General features: G+C 68.4%; 14 protein-coding genes. 4 read left to right on the forward strand and 10 right to left on the reverse strand.

The window, feature by feature from the left end; translation table 11 throughout:
• Positions 1 to 78: 78 nt before the first annotated feature.
• The 6 genes from G6N14_RS15690 to ftsH are packed head-to-tail and all read right to left on the reverse strand — an operon-like array spanning position 79 to position 5,321.
• Complete coding sequence (locus G6N14_RS15690) at positions 79 to 564, reverse strand: DUF3180 domain-containing protein (RefSeq protein WP_085134188.1); 486 nt, start codon at positions 562 to 564, stop codon at positions 79 to 81.
• The gene (gene folK, locus G6N14_RS15695) at positions 564 to 1,112 is read right to left on the reverse strand and encodes a 2-amino-4-hydroxy-6-hydroxymethyldihydropteridine diphosphokinase (protein WP_085134050.1); all 549 of its coding nucleotides are present in this window, start codon (positions 1,110 to 1,112) and stop codon (positions 564 to 566) included. Before folK ends, G6N14_RS15690 begins: the two co-directional genes overlap by 1 nt.
• On the reverse strand, positions 1,109 to 1,498 hold the full coding sequence (gene folB, locus G6N14_RS15700; RefSeq protein WP_085134051.1) for a dihydroneopterin aldolase: 390 nt from the start codon (positions 1,496 to 1,498) through the stop codon (positions 1,109 to 1,111). Before folB ends, folK begins: the two co-directional genes overlap by 4 nt.
• The gene (folP, locus tag G6N14_RS15705; RefSeq protein WP_085134052.1) at positions 1,491 to 2,327 is read right to left on the reverse strand and encodes a dihydropteroate synthase; all 837 of its coding nucleotides are present in this window, start codon (positions 2,325 to 2,327) and stop codon (positions 1,491 to 1,493) included. Before folP ends, folB begins: the two co-directional genes overlap by 8 nt.
• Positions 2,324 to 2,902 (reverse strand): GTP cyclohydrolase I FolE, encoded by a 579-nt coding sequence (gene folE, locus G6N14_RS15710; RefSeq protein ID WP_085134053.1) that lies wholly within the window; start codon positions 2,900 to 2,902, stop codon positions 2,324 to 2,326. Before folE ends, folP begins: the two co-directional genes overlap by 4 nt.
• A 16-nt stretch (positions 2,903 to 2,918) precedes the next feature.
• Positions 2,919 to 5,321: an ATP-dependent zinc metalloprotease FtsH gene (gene ftsH, locus G6N14_RS15715; protein ID WP_085134054.1), complete on the reverse strand. Its 2,403-nt coding sequence runs from the start codon at positions 5,319 to 5,321 to the stop codon at positions 2,919 to 2,921.
• Positions 5,322 to 5,484: 163 nt separating this feature from the next.
• Here ftsH and G6N14_RS15720 point away from each other — a divergent pair, with 163 nt between their 5' ends.
• From G6N14_RS15720 to G6N14_RS15730, 3 genes are read left to right on the forward strand one after another with little or no spacing between them, the layout of a single operon-like run.
• Complete coding sequence (locus G6N14_RS15720) at positions 5,485 to 6,459, forward strand: alpha/beta fold hydrolase (protein WP_109559680.1); 975 nt, start codon at positions 5,485 to 5,487, stop codon at positions 6,457 to 6,459.
• Positions 6,456 to 7,661 carry an LLM class flavin-dependent oxidoreductase gene (locus tag G6N14_RS15725; RefSeq protein ID WP_085134056.1) on the forward strand — a complete coding sequence of 402 codons (1,206 nt, stop codon included), beginning with the start codon at positions 6,456 to 6,458 and terminating at the stop codon, positions 7,659 to 7,661. The genes G6N14_RS15720 and G6N14_RS15725 overlap by 4 nt, the downstream gene beginning before the upstream one ends.
• Positions 7,661 to 8,677, forward strand: a complete 1,017-nt coding sequence (locus tag G6N14_RS15730) for a zinc-binding dehydrogenase (protein WP_085134057.1) — start codon at positions 7,661 to 7,663, stop codon at positions 8,675 to 8,677. Before G6N14_RS15725 ends, G6N14_RS15730 begins: the two co-directional genes overlap by 1 nt.
• Before the next feature lie 60 nt (positions 8,678 to 8,737).
• Here the strand turns inward: G6N14_RS15730 and G6N14_RS15735 are convergent, their stop codons facing one another.
• On the reverse strand, positions 8,738 to 9,592 hold the full coding sequence (locus tag G6N14_RS15735; protein WP_085134058.1) for an SCO6745 family protein: 855 nt from the start codon (positions 9,590 to 9,592) through the stop codon (positions 8,738 to 8,740).
• A gap of 65 nt (positions 9,593 to 9,657) precedes the next feature.
• Between G6N14_RS15735 and G6N14_RS15740 the strand changes: the two genes are divergently transcribed.
• Positions 9,658 to 10,398 (forward strand): SIMPL domain-containing protein, encoded by a 741-nt coding sequence (locus G6N14_RS15740; protein ID WP_085134059.1) that lies wholly within the window; start codon positions 9,658 to 9,660, stop codon positions 10,396 to 10,398.
• Positions 10,399 to 10,989: 591 nt separating this feature from the next.
• On the opposite strand, the gene G6N14_RS15745 is transcribed toward G6N14_RS15740, so the two are convergent.
• The 3 genes from G6N14_RS15745 to G6N14_RS15755 are packed head-to-tail and all read right to left on the reverse strand — an operon-like array spanning position 10,990 to position 14,371.
• Positions 10,990 to 11,838, reverse strand: a complete 849-nt coding sequence (locus G6N14_RS15745) for a transglutaminase family protein (protein WP_085134060.1) — start codon at positions 11,836 to 11,838, stop codon at positions 10,990 to 10,992.
• Complete coding sequence (locus G6N14_RS15750) at positions 11,835 to 12,827, reverse strand: alpha-E domain-containing protein (RefSeq protein ID WP_109559681.1); 993 nt, start codon at positions 12,825 to 12,827, stop codon at positions 11,835 to 11,837. The genes G6N14_RS15745 and G6N14_RS15750 overlap by 4 nt, the downstream gene beginning before the upstream one ends.
• Positions 12,827 to 14,371 carry a circularly permuted type 2 ATP-grasp protein gene (locus tag G6N14_RS15755; protein WP_085134189.1) on the reverse strand — a complete coding sequence of 515 codons (1,545 nt, stop codon included), beginning with the start codon at positions 14,369 to 14,371 and terminating at the stop codon, positions 12,827 to 12,829. The genes G6N14_RS15750 and G6N14_RS15755 overlap by 1 nt, the downstream gene beginning before the upstream one ends.
• Positions 14,372 to 14,409 lie beyond the last annotated feature (38 nt).

The following is a 14,409-nucleotide window of genomic DNA, read 5'->3' on the forward strand; positions in this document are numbered from 1 at the left end:
CCCGTTTCGTCGCTGGCGCGCATTGCCCGACTGTACCTGGGCGAGGTCAGTCAGCGTGTCGCCCCGCACCGGCGATTCTCACCCGGGTTGATTTCCGGGCAGCTCGGTGGGCGGGCCCGGATCGTGCGGCGATTTACAGCAGTTCTGCAGCCACAACGCCGCGATGAGCAGCGCGAGGGCGCTGGCGGCCGCCACCACCGCACCCGAGGTGTCCTCGGCGGCGACCTGCAGGGTGGAACGGCGCGGCAGCAGGTAGCCGAGCACGCCCAGCCAGAAGCCCAGCACCAGCGACCCCATCCACGCCGATGCTTTGGCCACCACCACGGTGCGCGCCACCGCCAGCGGATGCAGCCGCCGCGCCCCGGCACCGATCTGACCGTCGGCGATCTTGCGTCCGACGTAGCGGCCCCAGCCGGCCTCGGCGATCGTGACCGCCAGCAGCGATATGCCGGTCCACACCGTGATCGGGGGAAACCCCCGGTACAGCAGCGGGACCGCAAGGTAACTCAGGATCGCGACGGCAACCGCCGCCGCGGTCACGTCGCGGGTGCGGGTCGGCCCCATCAGTTGCTCCCGACGCGCGCCGGCCACTCCCGGCGGTGCAGCACCAGATCCGTCAACGCCACCCCGTCCCGCTCGGCGGGATCGAGGTCATCGAGAAGGTCCTGCACCGCCCGGGACCGGTCTCCCACGGTCAAGCGCGCGTCCGGTTCCACCGACAACCAGGGCACCAGGACGAAGGCGCGCAGGTGGGCCCTGGGATGCGGCAGGGTCAGCTCCTCGTCGTCGGAGCGCACCGGCATGCCGTCGGCACGCCGGCAGCTGATCACGTCGACATCCAGGGTTCGTGGCCCCCACCGCTGCGTCCGCACACGTTCGGCCGCCTGCTCCAGTTCGTGCGCCCGGCGCAGCCAATGCCGCTCGTCGGCGGCCGGGTCATCGACGACGAGCACCGCGTTGAGGAAGGGGCCCTGTGGCACGCCGCCCCACGCCTCGGTCTCATATACCCCCGACACCGCGCGCACCGCGCTGCCCAGGCCGTCGACCGCCGACTGCATCCACGCCAGTCGGTCCCCCAGGTTGGAGCCGATGGACAGCACCGCTCGGCTCACGCCGGGACCACCCTGCCGCGCCGGTCGCCCCGCGAGCGCCGTGCCACCACCGCCACGTCGGCGAAGGTAAGGGGAATGGGCGCCTGCGGTTTGTGCAGCGTCACCTCCACGGCTTGCACCCGCATGTCGCCCATCACCTCCTCGGCGATCTCGGCGGCCACGGTTTCGATCAGATCGCGCGGCGGCCCGGCGACAATGTCCGCCGCGCGCTGCGCCAGCAAACCGTAATCGTAAGTGTCGGAAAGGTCGTCGCTGGCCGCGGCGACGGTGAGATCCATCCAGACGGTGATGTCGACGACGAAATCCTGACCGTCGGCCCGCTCATGAGCGAACACCCCGTGGTTGCCCCGCACCGTCAAGCCGCTCAACTCGATCCGATCAGTCACCGGCCCCGCCTCCTTGCCTCCAGGCTTCGACGACTCGAAGCGCATCGGCCGAGGCCCGCACATCGTGCACCCGAACGCCCCAGGCGCCGTGTAGGGCGGACAGGGCCGAGACCACCGCCGTGGCCGTTTCGCGTTCGTCAGGCGACCGCGGCGTGCCGTCCTCGCCGGACAGCAGCGTACCGAGAAACCGCTTGCGGGACGCCCCGATGAGCACCGGCATACCGAGTTCGACCAGTTGCGGCAATTGGTGCAGCAGCGCCCAATTGTGTTGCGCGGTTTTGGCGAAGCCCAGTCCGGGGTCGATGATCAGCCGGGTCGGGTCCACGCCGGCGGCCACCGCCCCGGCGACGGCGGCGAGTAGGTCCTCGCGCACCTCGGCGGCGACGTCGCGGTAACAGGGCGCGCGGTGCGGGTCTTCGGGGTCGACCGGGCGCCAGTGCATGAGCACCCATCGGGCTCCCGACGAAGCCACCAGCGGCGCCATGTCGGGGTCCGCCGCTCCCCCGGACACGTCGTTGACGATCGTGGCACCGGCGTCGAGCGCCGCCTCGGCGACGGCGGCGTTCATGGTGTCGATGCTGACGGTAATACCGTGGGCGGCGAGTTGTTTCACGACCGGAACGACGCGCTGCGCCTCTGCCCGCGGATCGACGCGCACCGCGCCGGGGCGGGTCGACTCACCCCCCACGTCGATGATCGCGGCGCCCTGGCCCGCCAGTTCCAGGCCGTGCTCGACAGCACGATCGAGGTTGAGGTAGCGCCCGCCGTCGGAGAACGAATCGGCGGTGACGTTGACCACCCCGACGATCTGGACGCGTGTCGGGCTCACTTGCGCAGGATGAGTTCCAGGGCCTCGGCGCGCGACGTGCTGTCGGATTTGAACTGCCCCCGAACCGCAGAGGTGGTGGTGATCGCACCGGGTTTGCGCACTCCCCGCATCGCCATACACAGGTGCTCGGCTTCGACCACCACGATGACTCCGCGCGGGTCGAGCTTGCGCATCAGCGCGTCGGCGACCTGCGCTGTCAGCCGCTCCTGCACCTGGGGCCGCTTGGCGTAGAGGTCGACCACCCGGGCCAGCTTGGACAGGCCGGTGATCCGGCCGTCGTGGCCCGGGATGTAGCCGACGTGTGCGACGCCGTGAAAAGCCACCAGATGGTGCTCGCAGGTCGAGTAGAGCGGGATCTCCTTGACGATCACCAGCTCCTCGTGCTGCTCGTCGAAGGTGGTCTCCAGCACCTCATCCGGATCGGTGTAGAGCCCGGCGAACATCTCCCGATAGGCCCGCGCCACCCGGGCCGGGGTGTCGAGCAGGCCCGCCCGGTCGGGATCTTCGCCGACGGCGAACAGCAGCTCGCGTACGGCAGCCTCCGCGCGCGCCTGATCGAAAATTGCCGACGACATCGTCGACCCCGCTTTCTCAGTCACCCGACGGCTGCTCGGACCGATTCTTCTCGGCGCTGCGACCGCCGCCGTCGGCCTCACCGGACGGTACCGGCGGTGCCGGCGGCTGGCCGCCACCGGGGTACGGCTGGTGCTGCTGATACGGCGGGTACTGCTGAGCGGGCGGGTAACCCTGGCGCGGCCAATGCTGGGGCGGATACCAGTAGCCGCCCTGCTGCGGGGGCTGCGGGGGCTGCGGGGGCTGCGACTGCTGCTGTGCGGGCGGCCAGCCGGGTGCCTGCCAGCCCGCCGGGGCGCCGTAGTCGGGCTGGGTGGCCGGGGGCACCGCGTCGCCGCCGGCGGGCACACCGTTGCTCCCGTTGGGGCCGGCCTCGGCCGCCCTGGCCGCCGCCTCCCGCGTCGCCTGGGCGATAGCCGCCTTGAACGCCGGTTCGGGCTTGGGCTGCGGCCACGGTTCGCCGCGCTCCATCGCCAGCTCGCCGGGTGTCTTGATCGGCGGCTTGTCCGACGGGGTACGCCCGCCGAAGTCGTCGAACGCGGTCAGCCGGGGTCGTTTGACAACGCCGTCGAAGATCTTCTCCAAGTCGGCGCGGTGCAGCGTCTCCTTCTCCAACAGCTCACCGGCCAGAATATCGAGGACGTCGCGGTATTCGGTGAGGATCTCCCAGGCCTCGGTGTGGGCCGCCTCGATCAACTTGCGGACCTCGTCGTCGATGCCGCGGGCCACCTCGTGGGAGTAGTCGGGCTGAGTGCCCATAGCCCGGCCCACGAACGGGTCGCCATGGTTGCTGCCGTAGCGCACCGCGCCGAGTTTGGCGCTCATGCCGTATTCGGTGACCATGGCGCGCGCGACCGCGGTGGCTTTCTCGATGTCGGAGACCGCTCCGGTGGTCGGCTCGCGGAACACCAGCTCCTCCGCGGCGCGCCCACCCATGGCGAAGACCAGCTGGGCGATCATCTCCGAGCGGGTGCGCAGCCCCTTGTCCTCTTCGGGAACCGCGACCGCATGCCCACCGGTACGGCCGCGGGCCAAAATGGTGACCTTATAGACCGGGTCGATGTCGGGCATCGCCCACGCCGCCAGGGTGTGGCCGCCTTCGTGGTAGGCGGTGATCTTCTTCTCGTGCTCGCTGATGATCCGGCTCTTGCGCCGGGGGCCACCGATCACCCGGTCGACAGCTTCTTCCAGCGCAGCGCCGGTGATCACGGTGCCGTTCTCGCGCGCCGTCAGCAGTGCCGCCTCGTTGATCACGTTGGCCAAATCGGCGCCGGACATCCCTACGGTCCGCTTGGCCAGGCCGTCCAGGTCGGCGTCGGGCCCGATGGGCTTGCCCTTGGCGTGCACGCGCAGCACCGCACGCCGCCCCGCGATGTCGGGGTTGGTCACCGGGATCTGGCGGTCGAAGCGGCCGGGCCGCAGCAGCGCGGGGTCGAGGATGTCGGGCCGGTTGGTGGCCGCGATCAGGATCACCCCGCCTCGATCACCGAAGCCGTCCATTTCGACCAGCAACTGGTTGAGGGTCTGTTCGCGCTCGTCGTGGCCACCGCCCATGCCGGCGCCACGCTGGCGGCCCACCGCGTCGATCTCGTCGACGAAGACGATGCACGGGCTGTTCTGTTTGGCCTGCTCGAACAGGTCCCGCACCCGGGAGGCGCCGACACCGACGAACATCTCCACGAAGTCTGAGCCGGAGATGGTGAAGAAGGGCACGCCTGCCTCACCGGCGACCGCGCGGGCCAGCAGGGTCTTGCCGGTGCCCGGCGGGCCGTAGAGCAGCACGCCCTTGGGAATCTTGGCGCCCAGGGCCTGGTAGCGCGCCGGGTTCTGCAGGAAGTCTTTGATCTCGTAGAGCTCCTCGACCGCCTCGTCGGCGCCGGCGACATCGGCGAACGTGGTCTTGGGCATGTCCTTGCCCAGCTGCTTGGCACGGGATTTGCCCATGCCGAAGCCCATCCGGGCGCCGCCCTGCATGCGGGAGAACATCACGAACAAGCCGATCAGCAGCAGCATCGGCAACATGTAGATCAGTAGTGATCCGAGCAGGCTGCCCTGGTTCACCGTGGTGTTGATCTCGGCTTTTTTGGCGGTCAACGCGGTGTAGAGCGGAACCGCGTACCCAGTCGGGTACTTGGTGATCAGTTTGTCGACCTTCTCCGACCGGCCGGACTTGTCGGCGTTGCCGGACTGACCGGTCACTTCGACGCTGGTGAGCGGGTTCTTGAGCACCAGGCGCAGCTGTTGCTCGCGGTCGTCGAGCTGAGCGCTCTTGACGTTGCCATTGTGGATCTGGGCCACCGCGACGGAGGTGTCGACCGGCTTGTAGCCGCGCGTGTCGTCACTGAAATAGAAGAACGACCAACCGAGCAGCAGGATCACTGCGATCGCGGTGACGGTTCGGATCACATTTTTGCGATTCATCAGACATCGGCCGGACGCGGCCAAATCCTTCCAATTACATGCAGCTGGGCATGTTCAGGCTACCGTCCCCCGGCACAAACGGGCCCAGGGCGGCCACCGCAGACCCACTGAACCCTGTTCCATCCCGACCGGGTTGTGGTTTGGTGTGACGGTGTCTCCGGCAATCCAGCGCGCAACCGAACGTTTCGTCGACACCAACGGCGTGACCCTGCGGGTCACCGAGGCGGGCGAGCGGGGCGCACCGGTGGTGTTGCTGGCGCACGGATTCCCCGAGCTGGCCTTTTCCTGGCGACATCAGATCCCGGCGCTGGCCGATGCGGGTTTCCATGTGCTGGCCCCCGACCAGCGCGGTTACGGCGGCTCGTCGCGGCCGGAGGAGATCGCCGCCTACGACATCGCGGCACTCACCGGCGATCTGGTCGGCCTGTTGGACGATGTCGGCGCGCAGCGTGCGATCTGGATCGGCCACGACTGGGGCGCCCCGGTGGTCTTCAGCGCCGCGCAGTTGCACCCGGACCGGGTGGCGGCGGTGGCCGGCCTCAGCGTGCCGCCGGTGCCCCGATCGCAGGTGCCGCCGACCGAGGCGTTCCGCGCCCTGTTCGGCGAGAATTTTTTCTACATGCTCTATTTCCAGGAGCCGGGGGTGGCCGACGCGGAACTGGCCGCCGACCCGGCCCGGACCATCCGCCGGATGGTGGGCGGCCTCAGTCCCAGCGACCGTGAATCGGCGCTGCTGATGACCGCTCCCGGACCGATGGGCTTCATCGAGCGGATTGCCGAGCCGGCCGGACGTCCGGACTGGATCAGCGGCGAAGAACTGGACCACTACATCGCCGAGTTCACGCGCACCGGTTTCACCGGCGGACTGAACTGGTACCGCAACCTCGACCGCAACTGGGAGATCATGTCTAATCCGACCGCCGCCACCATCGACGTACCCGCCTTGTTCATCGCCGGGACTGCCGATCCGGTGCTGACCTTCACCCGCCGCGACCGCGCAGCCGAGCTGGTGACGGGCCCCTACCGCGAGGTGCTGATCGACGGCGCCGGCCACTGGCTGCAACAGGAGCAGCCCGACGAGGTCAACGCGGCACTGCTGGAGTTCTTGGCCGGCCTTCCGACCGGAGCCGCAGCGTGACCGCCCGGCCGCTGCGCTTCGGGGTTTTCATCACCCCGTTCCATGCGCTGGGTCAATCGCCCACCGTCGCGTTGGAATACGACCTGGAACGCGTGGTCGCGCTGGACCGTCTGGGCTTCGACGAGGCGTGGTTCGGTGAGCACCACTCGGGCGGCTACGAACTGATCGCGTGCCCCGAGGTGTTCATCGCGGCGGCCGCCGAACGCACCAAGCACATTCGGCTGGGCACCGGTGTGGTATCGCTGCCCTACCACCACCCGCTGATGGTGGCCGACCGCTGGGTGCTGCTGGATCACCTGACCCGCGGGCGGGTGATGTTCGGCGCCGGCCCGGGAGCCCTGCCCACCGACGCCCACATGATGGGCATCGACCCGGTCGAGCAGCGCCGGATGATGCAGGAATCTTTGGAGGCCATCCTGGCGCTGTTCCGGGCCGAGCCGGGCGAACTGGTCACCCGGCATTCGGACTGGTTCACGCTGCGCGACGCGGCCCTGCATATTCGGCCCTACACCTGGCCGTATCCGGAGATCTCCGCCGCCGCAATGGTTTCGCCATCCGGACCCCGACTGGCCGGCGCGCTGGGAACCTCGCTGTTGTCCCTGTCGATGTCGGTGCCCGGCGGGTTTGCCGCCCTTGAGAACACCTGGGAGGTGGTGCGCGACCAGGCGGCCAAAGCCGGCCGCGACGAACCGGACCGCGACACCTGGCGGGTGCTGAGCATCATGCACATCGCCGACACCCGCGAGCAGGCGGTGGCTGACTGCACCTATGGCCTGCAGGATTTCGCGAACTACTTCGGTGCGGCCGGGTTCGTACCGCTGGCCAGCGAGGTCGAGGGCTCACCGCAGACGCCGACCGAATTCGTGGAGGCCTATGCCGCGGCCGGAAGCTGCTGCATCGGTACGCCCGATGACGCGATCGGACACATCACCGACCTGCTGGAGCGCTCCGGCGGATTCGGCACCCTGCTGTTCCTCGGGCATGACTGGGCCTCACCGGAGGCGACCTACCACAGCTACGAGCTGTTGGCCCGCAAGGTGATTCCGCATTTCAAGGGCCAACTCGCCGCACCCAAGGCCTCACACGAGTGGGCCAAGGGGATGCGCGACACGCTGTTCGGCCGGGCCGGCGAGGCGATCAAGAACGCCGTGGTCGAGCATGTGACCGAGACGGCGCCCCCCAAAACGGATAATTCACGCTGATGCGCGCAGCGGTGCTGCGCGATGGGCGGATGGTCTACCGCGACGACCTGCCGGATCCGTCTCCGGGCCCGGGCCAGGTGCTCGTGGAGGTGACCGCCTGCGGTATCTGCGGATCGGATCTGCATTTCGCATCGCACGGCGCGAAGGTGCTGGCCGCAACGCAGTCCATGTCCGGCAGCCCTTCGGCGCAGGCATCGGTCGACTTAGGCGCCGACATCTTCATGGGCCACGAGTTCAGCGCGAAGGTGCTGCAGGCCGGACCCGCCACCGACACCTTTCCCGGCGGAACGCCGGTCACCTCTATTCCGGTTCTGCTGGGAGCCACGGGCGTTGAGCCGATCGTCTACTCCAACACCACGGTCGGCGGATACGCCGAGAAGATGCTGCTGTCGGCTCCGCTGCTGCTGGCGATCCCCAACGGGCTGGACCCGCGCCACGCGGCCCTGACCGAGCCGATGGCCGTGGGGCTGCACGCGGTCAACAAGGCCGCGGTGGCCCCCGGCGAAACCGCACTGGTCTTGGGCTGCGGCCCGATCGGGATGGCGATCATCGCCGCGTTGCGAAACGCGGGCGTCCACGAGGTCGTCGCTGCCGACTATTCGGCCGCCCGGCGGAAGCTGGCGACGGCCATGGGCGCTCATCGCACCGTGGACCCGGCCCAGGGATCGCCGTTTGACACCGTGACCCCGAAAGTGATCTTCGAGGCGGTCGGCGTGCCGGGCATCATCGACGATGTGCTGCGGCGAGCGCCGGTGGGCAGCCGGCTGGTGGTCGCCGGGGTGTGTATGGAACCCGACACCGTGCACCCCTTCTACGGCATTGCCAAGGAGATCAGTGTGCAGTTCGTCTTCGCCTACGAACCGGCGGAGTTCGCCGCATCACTGCGCGCCATCGCCGAGGGCGAGATCGACGTGGCACCGCTGATCACCGGCGAGGTCGGACTCGACGGCGTGAGTGCGGCGTTCGACGAACTGGCCGACCCGGACCGGCACTGCAAAATCCTGGTCACCCCGTAGGCATACGCGACGGCCCGCTGCGCCCGGCTGCGCCGCGCTTGCGACCGCCGCCAGGGCTGATCAGCCCTTGGGGAAAGCGCCCGCGTCGACCAGCTGACCCGACCACCCGCCGACCAAATCGGCCAGCTCGCTCAGGTCGTCGCCGAGCCGGGCGACGATCGGGGCACACGCGGCATCGGTAGCGGTCTCGACGGCCTCGCGAGCGGCACGCCCCGCATCGGTGATCACGCCGTCGCGCGCCAGGCCCCGCTCGGCCAGTCGCGCCTCGCCGCCGGCCAACTCCTCTTCACTCCACGCTCTGGTCCGGACATAGCTGCGCGGCGCCAATCCGCGGTAGAGCTCGGTGATCAGCCCGATCTCGACGGCGTCGAACCCCGCTGCGACCCAGGCGTTGACGTGCGCGTCGCCGCGGAACTCCCGGAGCCGGTCGGCCAACAGCCAGGCGTCGGACAGCGGGTCGCCGGTCAGCCCGACGCCCACCAGCCCGGCGAACAGCGGCTTGCCCGCAACCGCGAGGCCCTCCGCGGCGCGGCGCAGCAATTCGACCGCCCGGTCGAGGCCCTCGGGAGCCGCCCCCAGGACGCGCCGCAACTGAGCCGTCGCGCCTTCGATTCGCGCCGCCCGGATGGTCGGCGCGTCGGTCAGCGTCCAGCCGTAGTCGACGGCGGGAACCACCACCGCAGGATTGAACACAGCGAATGCCGCGGCGATCAGCTCGCCCGGCGCCTGCCCCATCGCGGAACCGCGGCTGCAGAAGTACGCTGGCCCGTCCGGCATTTCGACCCTGTCGACGGTCGCCGGGCTGGCGCCGAAACCGAGTGCCGCATAACCGCGGTGGCACTCCGGCGAGAAGTAGACCTGGCCGACGAACGGCTCGATGGCGGCGGACAGTACTCGCGACGGATCGGAGGTCATCGCATCAGTGTGCCTCATGGATCTTTTTCCGCGGGGTGTGCGTCGACTCCGCTAGGGTTCCTAGCATGCCGACACACAGCGCCCGGACGATTCTCCGCTGGTCGATGACGCTGGCGCTGGCGGGCGTCTCCGCGCTCGCCGTGGCCGGCTGTGACGCCACACCGGGCGGCGATTCCGACATCGCGCGGCAGGTGACCGTGGTGGGCACCGGCGAGGTCCAGGGCGTCCCGGACACCCTGACCACCGAGGCGGGCATCGAGTTCGTCGCCGGCGACGTCACCAGCGCGATGAATCAGACCAGCGAGCGCCAGCAGGCGGTCATCGATGCGCTGGTGGATGCCGGCGTGGACCGCAAGGACATCAGCACCACCCAGGTCAGCCTGCAACCGCAGTACGGCAATCCCGACGCCAGCGGGTCGGCGAACATCACCGGATACCGGGCCGGCAACACCATCCGGGTCAAGGTCGAGCGCGATTCCGCCTCCCAGGTGCTCGCGGTGATCGTGCGGGCCGGTGGGGACGCCACGCGGATCAATGGGGTGTCCTACTCCATCGAGGACGATTCGGCGCTGGTGCGCGACGCCCGGGAACGGGCCTTCCACGACGCCCGTGACCGCGCCGAGCAGTACGCGCAGCTGTCGGGCCTGCGACTCGGTCAGGTGATCGCGATCTCCGAGGTGGCAGGCGAGGCGCCCCCGACGCCGGTGGGCATGCCGATGCCGCGCGCGATGGCGTCAGCTCCCCCGGTCGAGCCCGGCCAGCAGACCGTGAGCTTCACCGTGACGGCGGTGTGGGAGCTGAGCTGAGCACCGCCGTGGACTCGCTGCGTCGGCCGCAGCGAGTCTGACGGGCGGTCCGGCACCGGTTTCCTCTGAGGCGGCGTTCACCGAGATCCGCCCGCGCCGGCGAAGTCCTCGGGAACGTTCCCCGCACCGCATCCGACCCATCCAGTGGTGCGGGGTTGGTCGCCTGCGCGTGGGAAGTCCGCGTCATCGGCGCGACCGCGCCCGGCGCCGGGTCCAGTCCGCACGGCTGGCCTCACATCAAGCGGACATCAGGAAGGAATGACGTAGCGGATGGTTGGCGAGTGAGCTCGGGTGCCGCCGGTGACGCCGCCGCAGCGCACCGCTGTCGCCACCGGAATTCGCCGCCGCGCCGTCGCCATCATTCTCGGCTGGATTGCCTTCGTCGTCGTGCTGGGCACCGTGGTGCCGCCGCGCACGGCGGAAGATCCCCAGCTCTCCGGGGGGGCCGGTCAAGCGCATCGCCGGGCTCGCCCGATTCCTGTCTCGAGGCCGCCGCACCCAAGCCGCCCACCCGGCCTGAGCTTGGATGCAGGACCCGCATCGCGGCGGGTCAACCGGTGAGAAGCGCCACCGCCCGGCCAACCGCCGTCATCAGGCCAGCCGGGTGATCTCCACAATCACGTCCAAGTCCGTTGCCTCGCCGCCGATGTAGGTGCCTTTCAGCGGGGTCACATCCGAATAATCGCGGCCCAGACCCACTGACACGTGCCGTTCGGTGATCGGCATGTCATTGGTCGGGTCATAACCCGACCAGGCTCCGGTCCACGCCTCGATCCAGGCGTGGCTCTCCCCCTCTACCGTTTCCCCGATTGCACCGTCGGCCTTGGGGTGCAGGTATCCCGAGACGTAACGCGACGGGATACCCACGCTGCGTAACAAGACCAACGTCAGGTGTGCGTAGTCCTGGCAGACGCCCTTCTTCTCAGACCATGCATCGATCGCCGAGCTGTGCACTCCGGTGGTCCCGGGCACGTAATCCATCTCCGAGTAGACCCAGGAGCACACCGCTCGCACCGCCTCGCGCGGCTGTAGCCCCTTGGTCAACCGCCGGGCGGTGGCGGCCAACGTTCGGTTGCGCGGCACATATGCGGTGTAAGTGAGCAATTCGTGATATTGGTCGATCACATACCCGCCGGCCAGATCGCACCAGTCCACCGGCTCGGCGTCCTCGGGATAGACGTCGGGCTCGGTCTCCACCACCGAGGTGCCGGACACCTCGAGCTCCTCATGTGGCGCATGCAGGTCGAACGCCGTCACCGCCGTTCCCCAATAGTCGACGTATCGGTACGCCCGAGTCGCGGGAACCGTCTGCACCCGGCTGGAGATCACGTTCTGCCGGTTGCCGCTGCGGGGCGTGATTCGCGCCTCGTTGTACGACGAGGTCACCGGTGCGTTATAGGCGAACCCCGTCGAGTGCACCACCCGCAGTCGCCAGCTCACCGGTCACCCTCCGCAACCAACTGGCCGTCGTAGTCGCGGCCTCCGCTTGCTCCGGCCCCGGTCCAGGAAACATACGGGGTCACATGGAAATACTGTTGAGTCACCGCCTCGGTGACGTCCTTGCAGGTCTCCTGCAAACCGGTCAGGCGGTCGTGCAGGTCTTCTAGAAGCAGCCCCGGCGGCATGAATTCCAGCGCGCTGCGCGCGCGGCCGATCAGGCGCTGCGCTTCAGCCCGGGCGCCGACCCGACTGTCATTGCGGCTGTCGAGGGCCATCAGGCACTGCTCGGCCAGCGTGATGGCATGGAAGACCGAACGGGGAAACAACCGATCCAACAACATGAATTCCACCACCCTGTTCGCATCGAGAGCACCGCGATAGGTCCGCAGATAGGTGTCGTGGGCACCGGCCGACCGCAACACCGTGACCCAAGCCGGCGATCCGGACCGATCGCCGGCACGAGACAGCAACATCCGCACCGTCATGTCGACTCGCTCGACGGAACGCCCCAGCAGAAGAAAGCGGTAGCCGTCGTCGCGACTCATCGTCGCGTCCGTCAGGCCGGCGAACATCGCCGACCGATTCTTCACATACGACAGATACTCATAAGGCCCCAGCCGCCGAGCGGCCCGCTCGGCTTCGGTCAGGCCGTTGAAGGTGGTGTTGAGACATTCCCACATCTCGCTGGAGGTGACTTCCCGTGCACCACGCGCATTCTCACGTGCCCGCGCGATGCTGTCGGCGATCGACCCCGAGCCCGCACCCGCGTACGCCACTCGTTCGGTCAGAGTCCAGACACTTTGGACCTGACAGTCGTCAGGACAGTCGAGTCCCAGCACCTGCATCACCAGCCGACAGGTGCGGTCCGGGTCCACCGTGGCGTCTTCGAGCAACTGGTGCACGGCGACATCCAGGATGCGCGCGGTGTCGTCGGCACGCTCGACGTAGCGGCCGATCCAGAACAACGACTCAGCGTTGCGCGCCAGCATCATCGGCCATCACCCCAATCGGCCACCTGCTGCTGTTGCTGTTGTTGTTGCTGCAGGTCGGTTCCGGGCAGCGCAGGTCCCTGATCCGATGCGTTTTCGATCGCCAGATCCTGGTGGCGGACCAGCTGATCGCCGGACAACTCGTGTCCGTTGTCCGCCCTGCGGGGCGCCAGGACCCAGGTGTCCTTGGAACCTCCGCCCTGGCTCGAGTTCACCACCATCGAACCCTCCGTCAGCGCCACCCGGGTCAGGCCCCCGGGCAGCACCCACACGTCGTCACCGTCGTTGACGGCAAAAGGACGCAGATCAACATGCCTGGGGGCCAGTCGATCTCCCACCTTGGTGGGTACGGTGGACAGCTGCACCACCGGCTGCGCGATCCAGTCGCGCGGACTTGCCTTGATCCTCTTCGCCAGAGCGTTGAGTTCCCGGCGGGATGCCTGCGGACCGAACACGATGCCGTACCCGCCGGAACCCTCGACCGGCTTGATCACCAACTCGTGGATCCGATCCAGGACTTCCTCGCACTCGTCGTCCAGCCAGCAGCGCAGCGTGTCGACGTTGGAAAGAATCGGCCTCTCGCCCAGGTAATACCGGATGATCTGCGGAACGTAGGTGTAGATGAGCTTGTCGTCGCCCACCCCGTTGCCCACCGCGCTACTGATCACCACGTTTCCTGCGCGGGCAGCGTTGACCAGGCCCGGCACGCCGAGCACCGAATCGGGCCGGAACTGCAGCGGATCCAGATACTCGTCGTCAATACGCCGGTAGATGACGTCGACGCGCTGTTCCCCCTCCGTGGTGCTCATGTACACGAAGTTGTCGCGGCAGAACAGGTCTCGTCCCTCGACAAGTTCGACGCCCATTTGACGGGCCAACAGCGAATGCTCGAAGTAGGCCGAGTTCGACGCCCCGGGCGTCATCACCGCCACGGTGGGATCGGCCTCGTTGGACGCCGCGGCCGCCCGCAACGCCCGCAACAGGTGAGTGGCGTAGTCACCGACCTGCCGCACCCGGTGCGTGGCGAACAGATCAGGAAAGACCCGGGCCATAGTGCGACGGTTCTCCATCACATAGGACACGCCGGACGGCGACCGCAGGTTGTCCTCGAGAACCCGGAATTCGCCCTGATGATCGCGCACCAAGTCGATTCCCGCGACATGGATTCGCACGCCGTTCGGCGGCTTGATGCCGGCGGCCTGACGGTGGAAGTGGGCGCACGAGGTAACCACGCGCTTGGGGACCACCCCATCACGCAGGATCTCCTGATCGTCATAGATGTCGTCCAGGAACCGCTCCAGGGCGCGCACCCGCTGCGCTATCCCGCGCTCCAGTTTGGTCCACTCGGTCGCCGAAATCACCCGTGGCACAAGGTCAAGCGGGAAGGGCCGTTCTTGTCCGGACAGCGAGAAGGTGACACCCTGCTCGATGAATGCGCGGCCCAGCGCATCGACGCGGGCCTGCAGCTCCTCGTTGTCGGCGGGAGCCAACGCGTTGAAGATGCCCCGATAGGCGGTCCGGGGATTGCCGTTGTTGTCGAACATCTCGTCGAAGCTGTCACGATAGCTGTCGTCGGTCCGCT

Source organism: Mycolicibacter hiberniae, assembly GCF_010729485.1.
Lineage (GTDB): Bacteria > Actinomycetota > Actinomycetes > Mycobacteriales > Mycobacteriaceae > Mycobacterium > Mycobacterium hiberniae.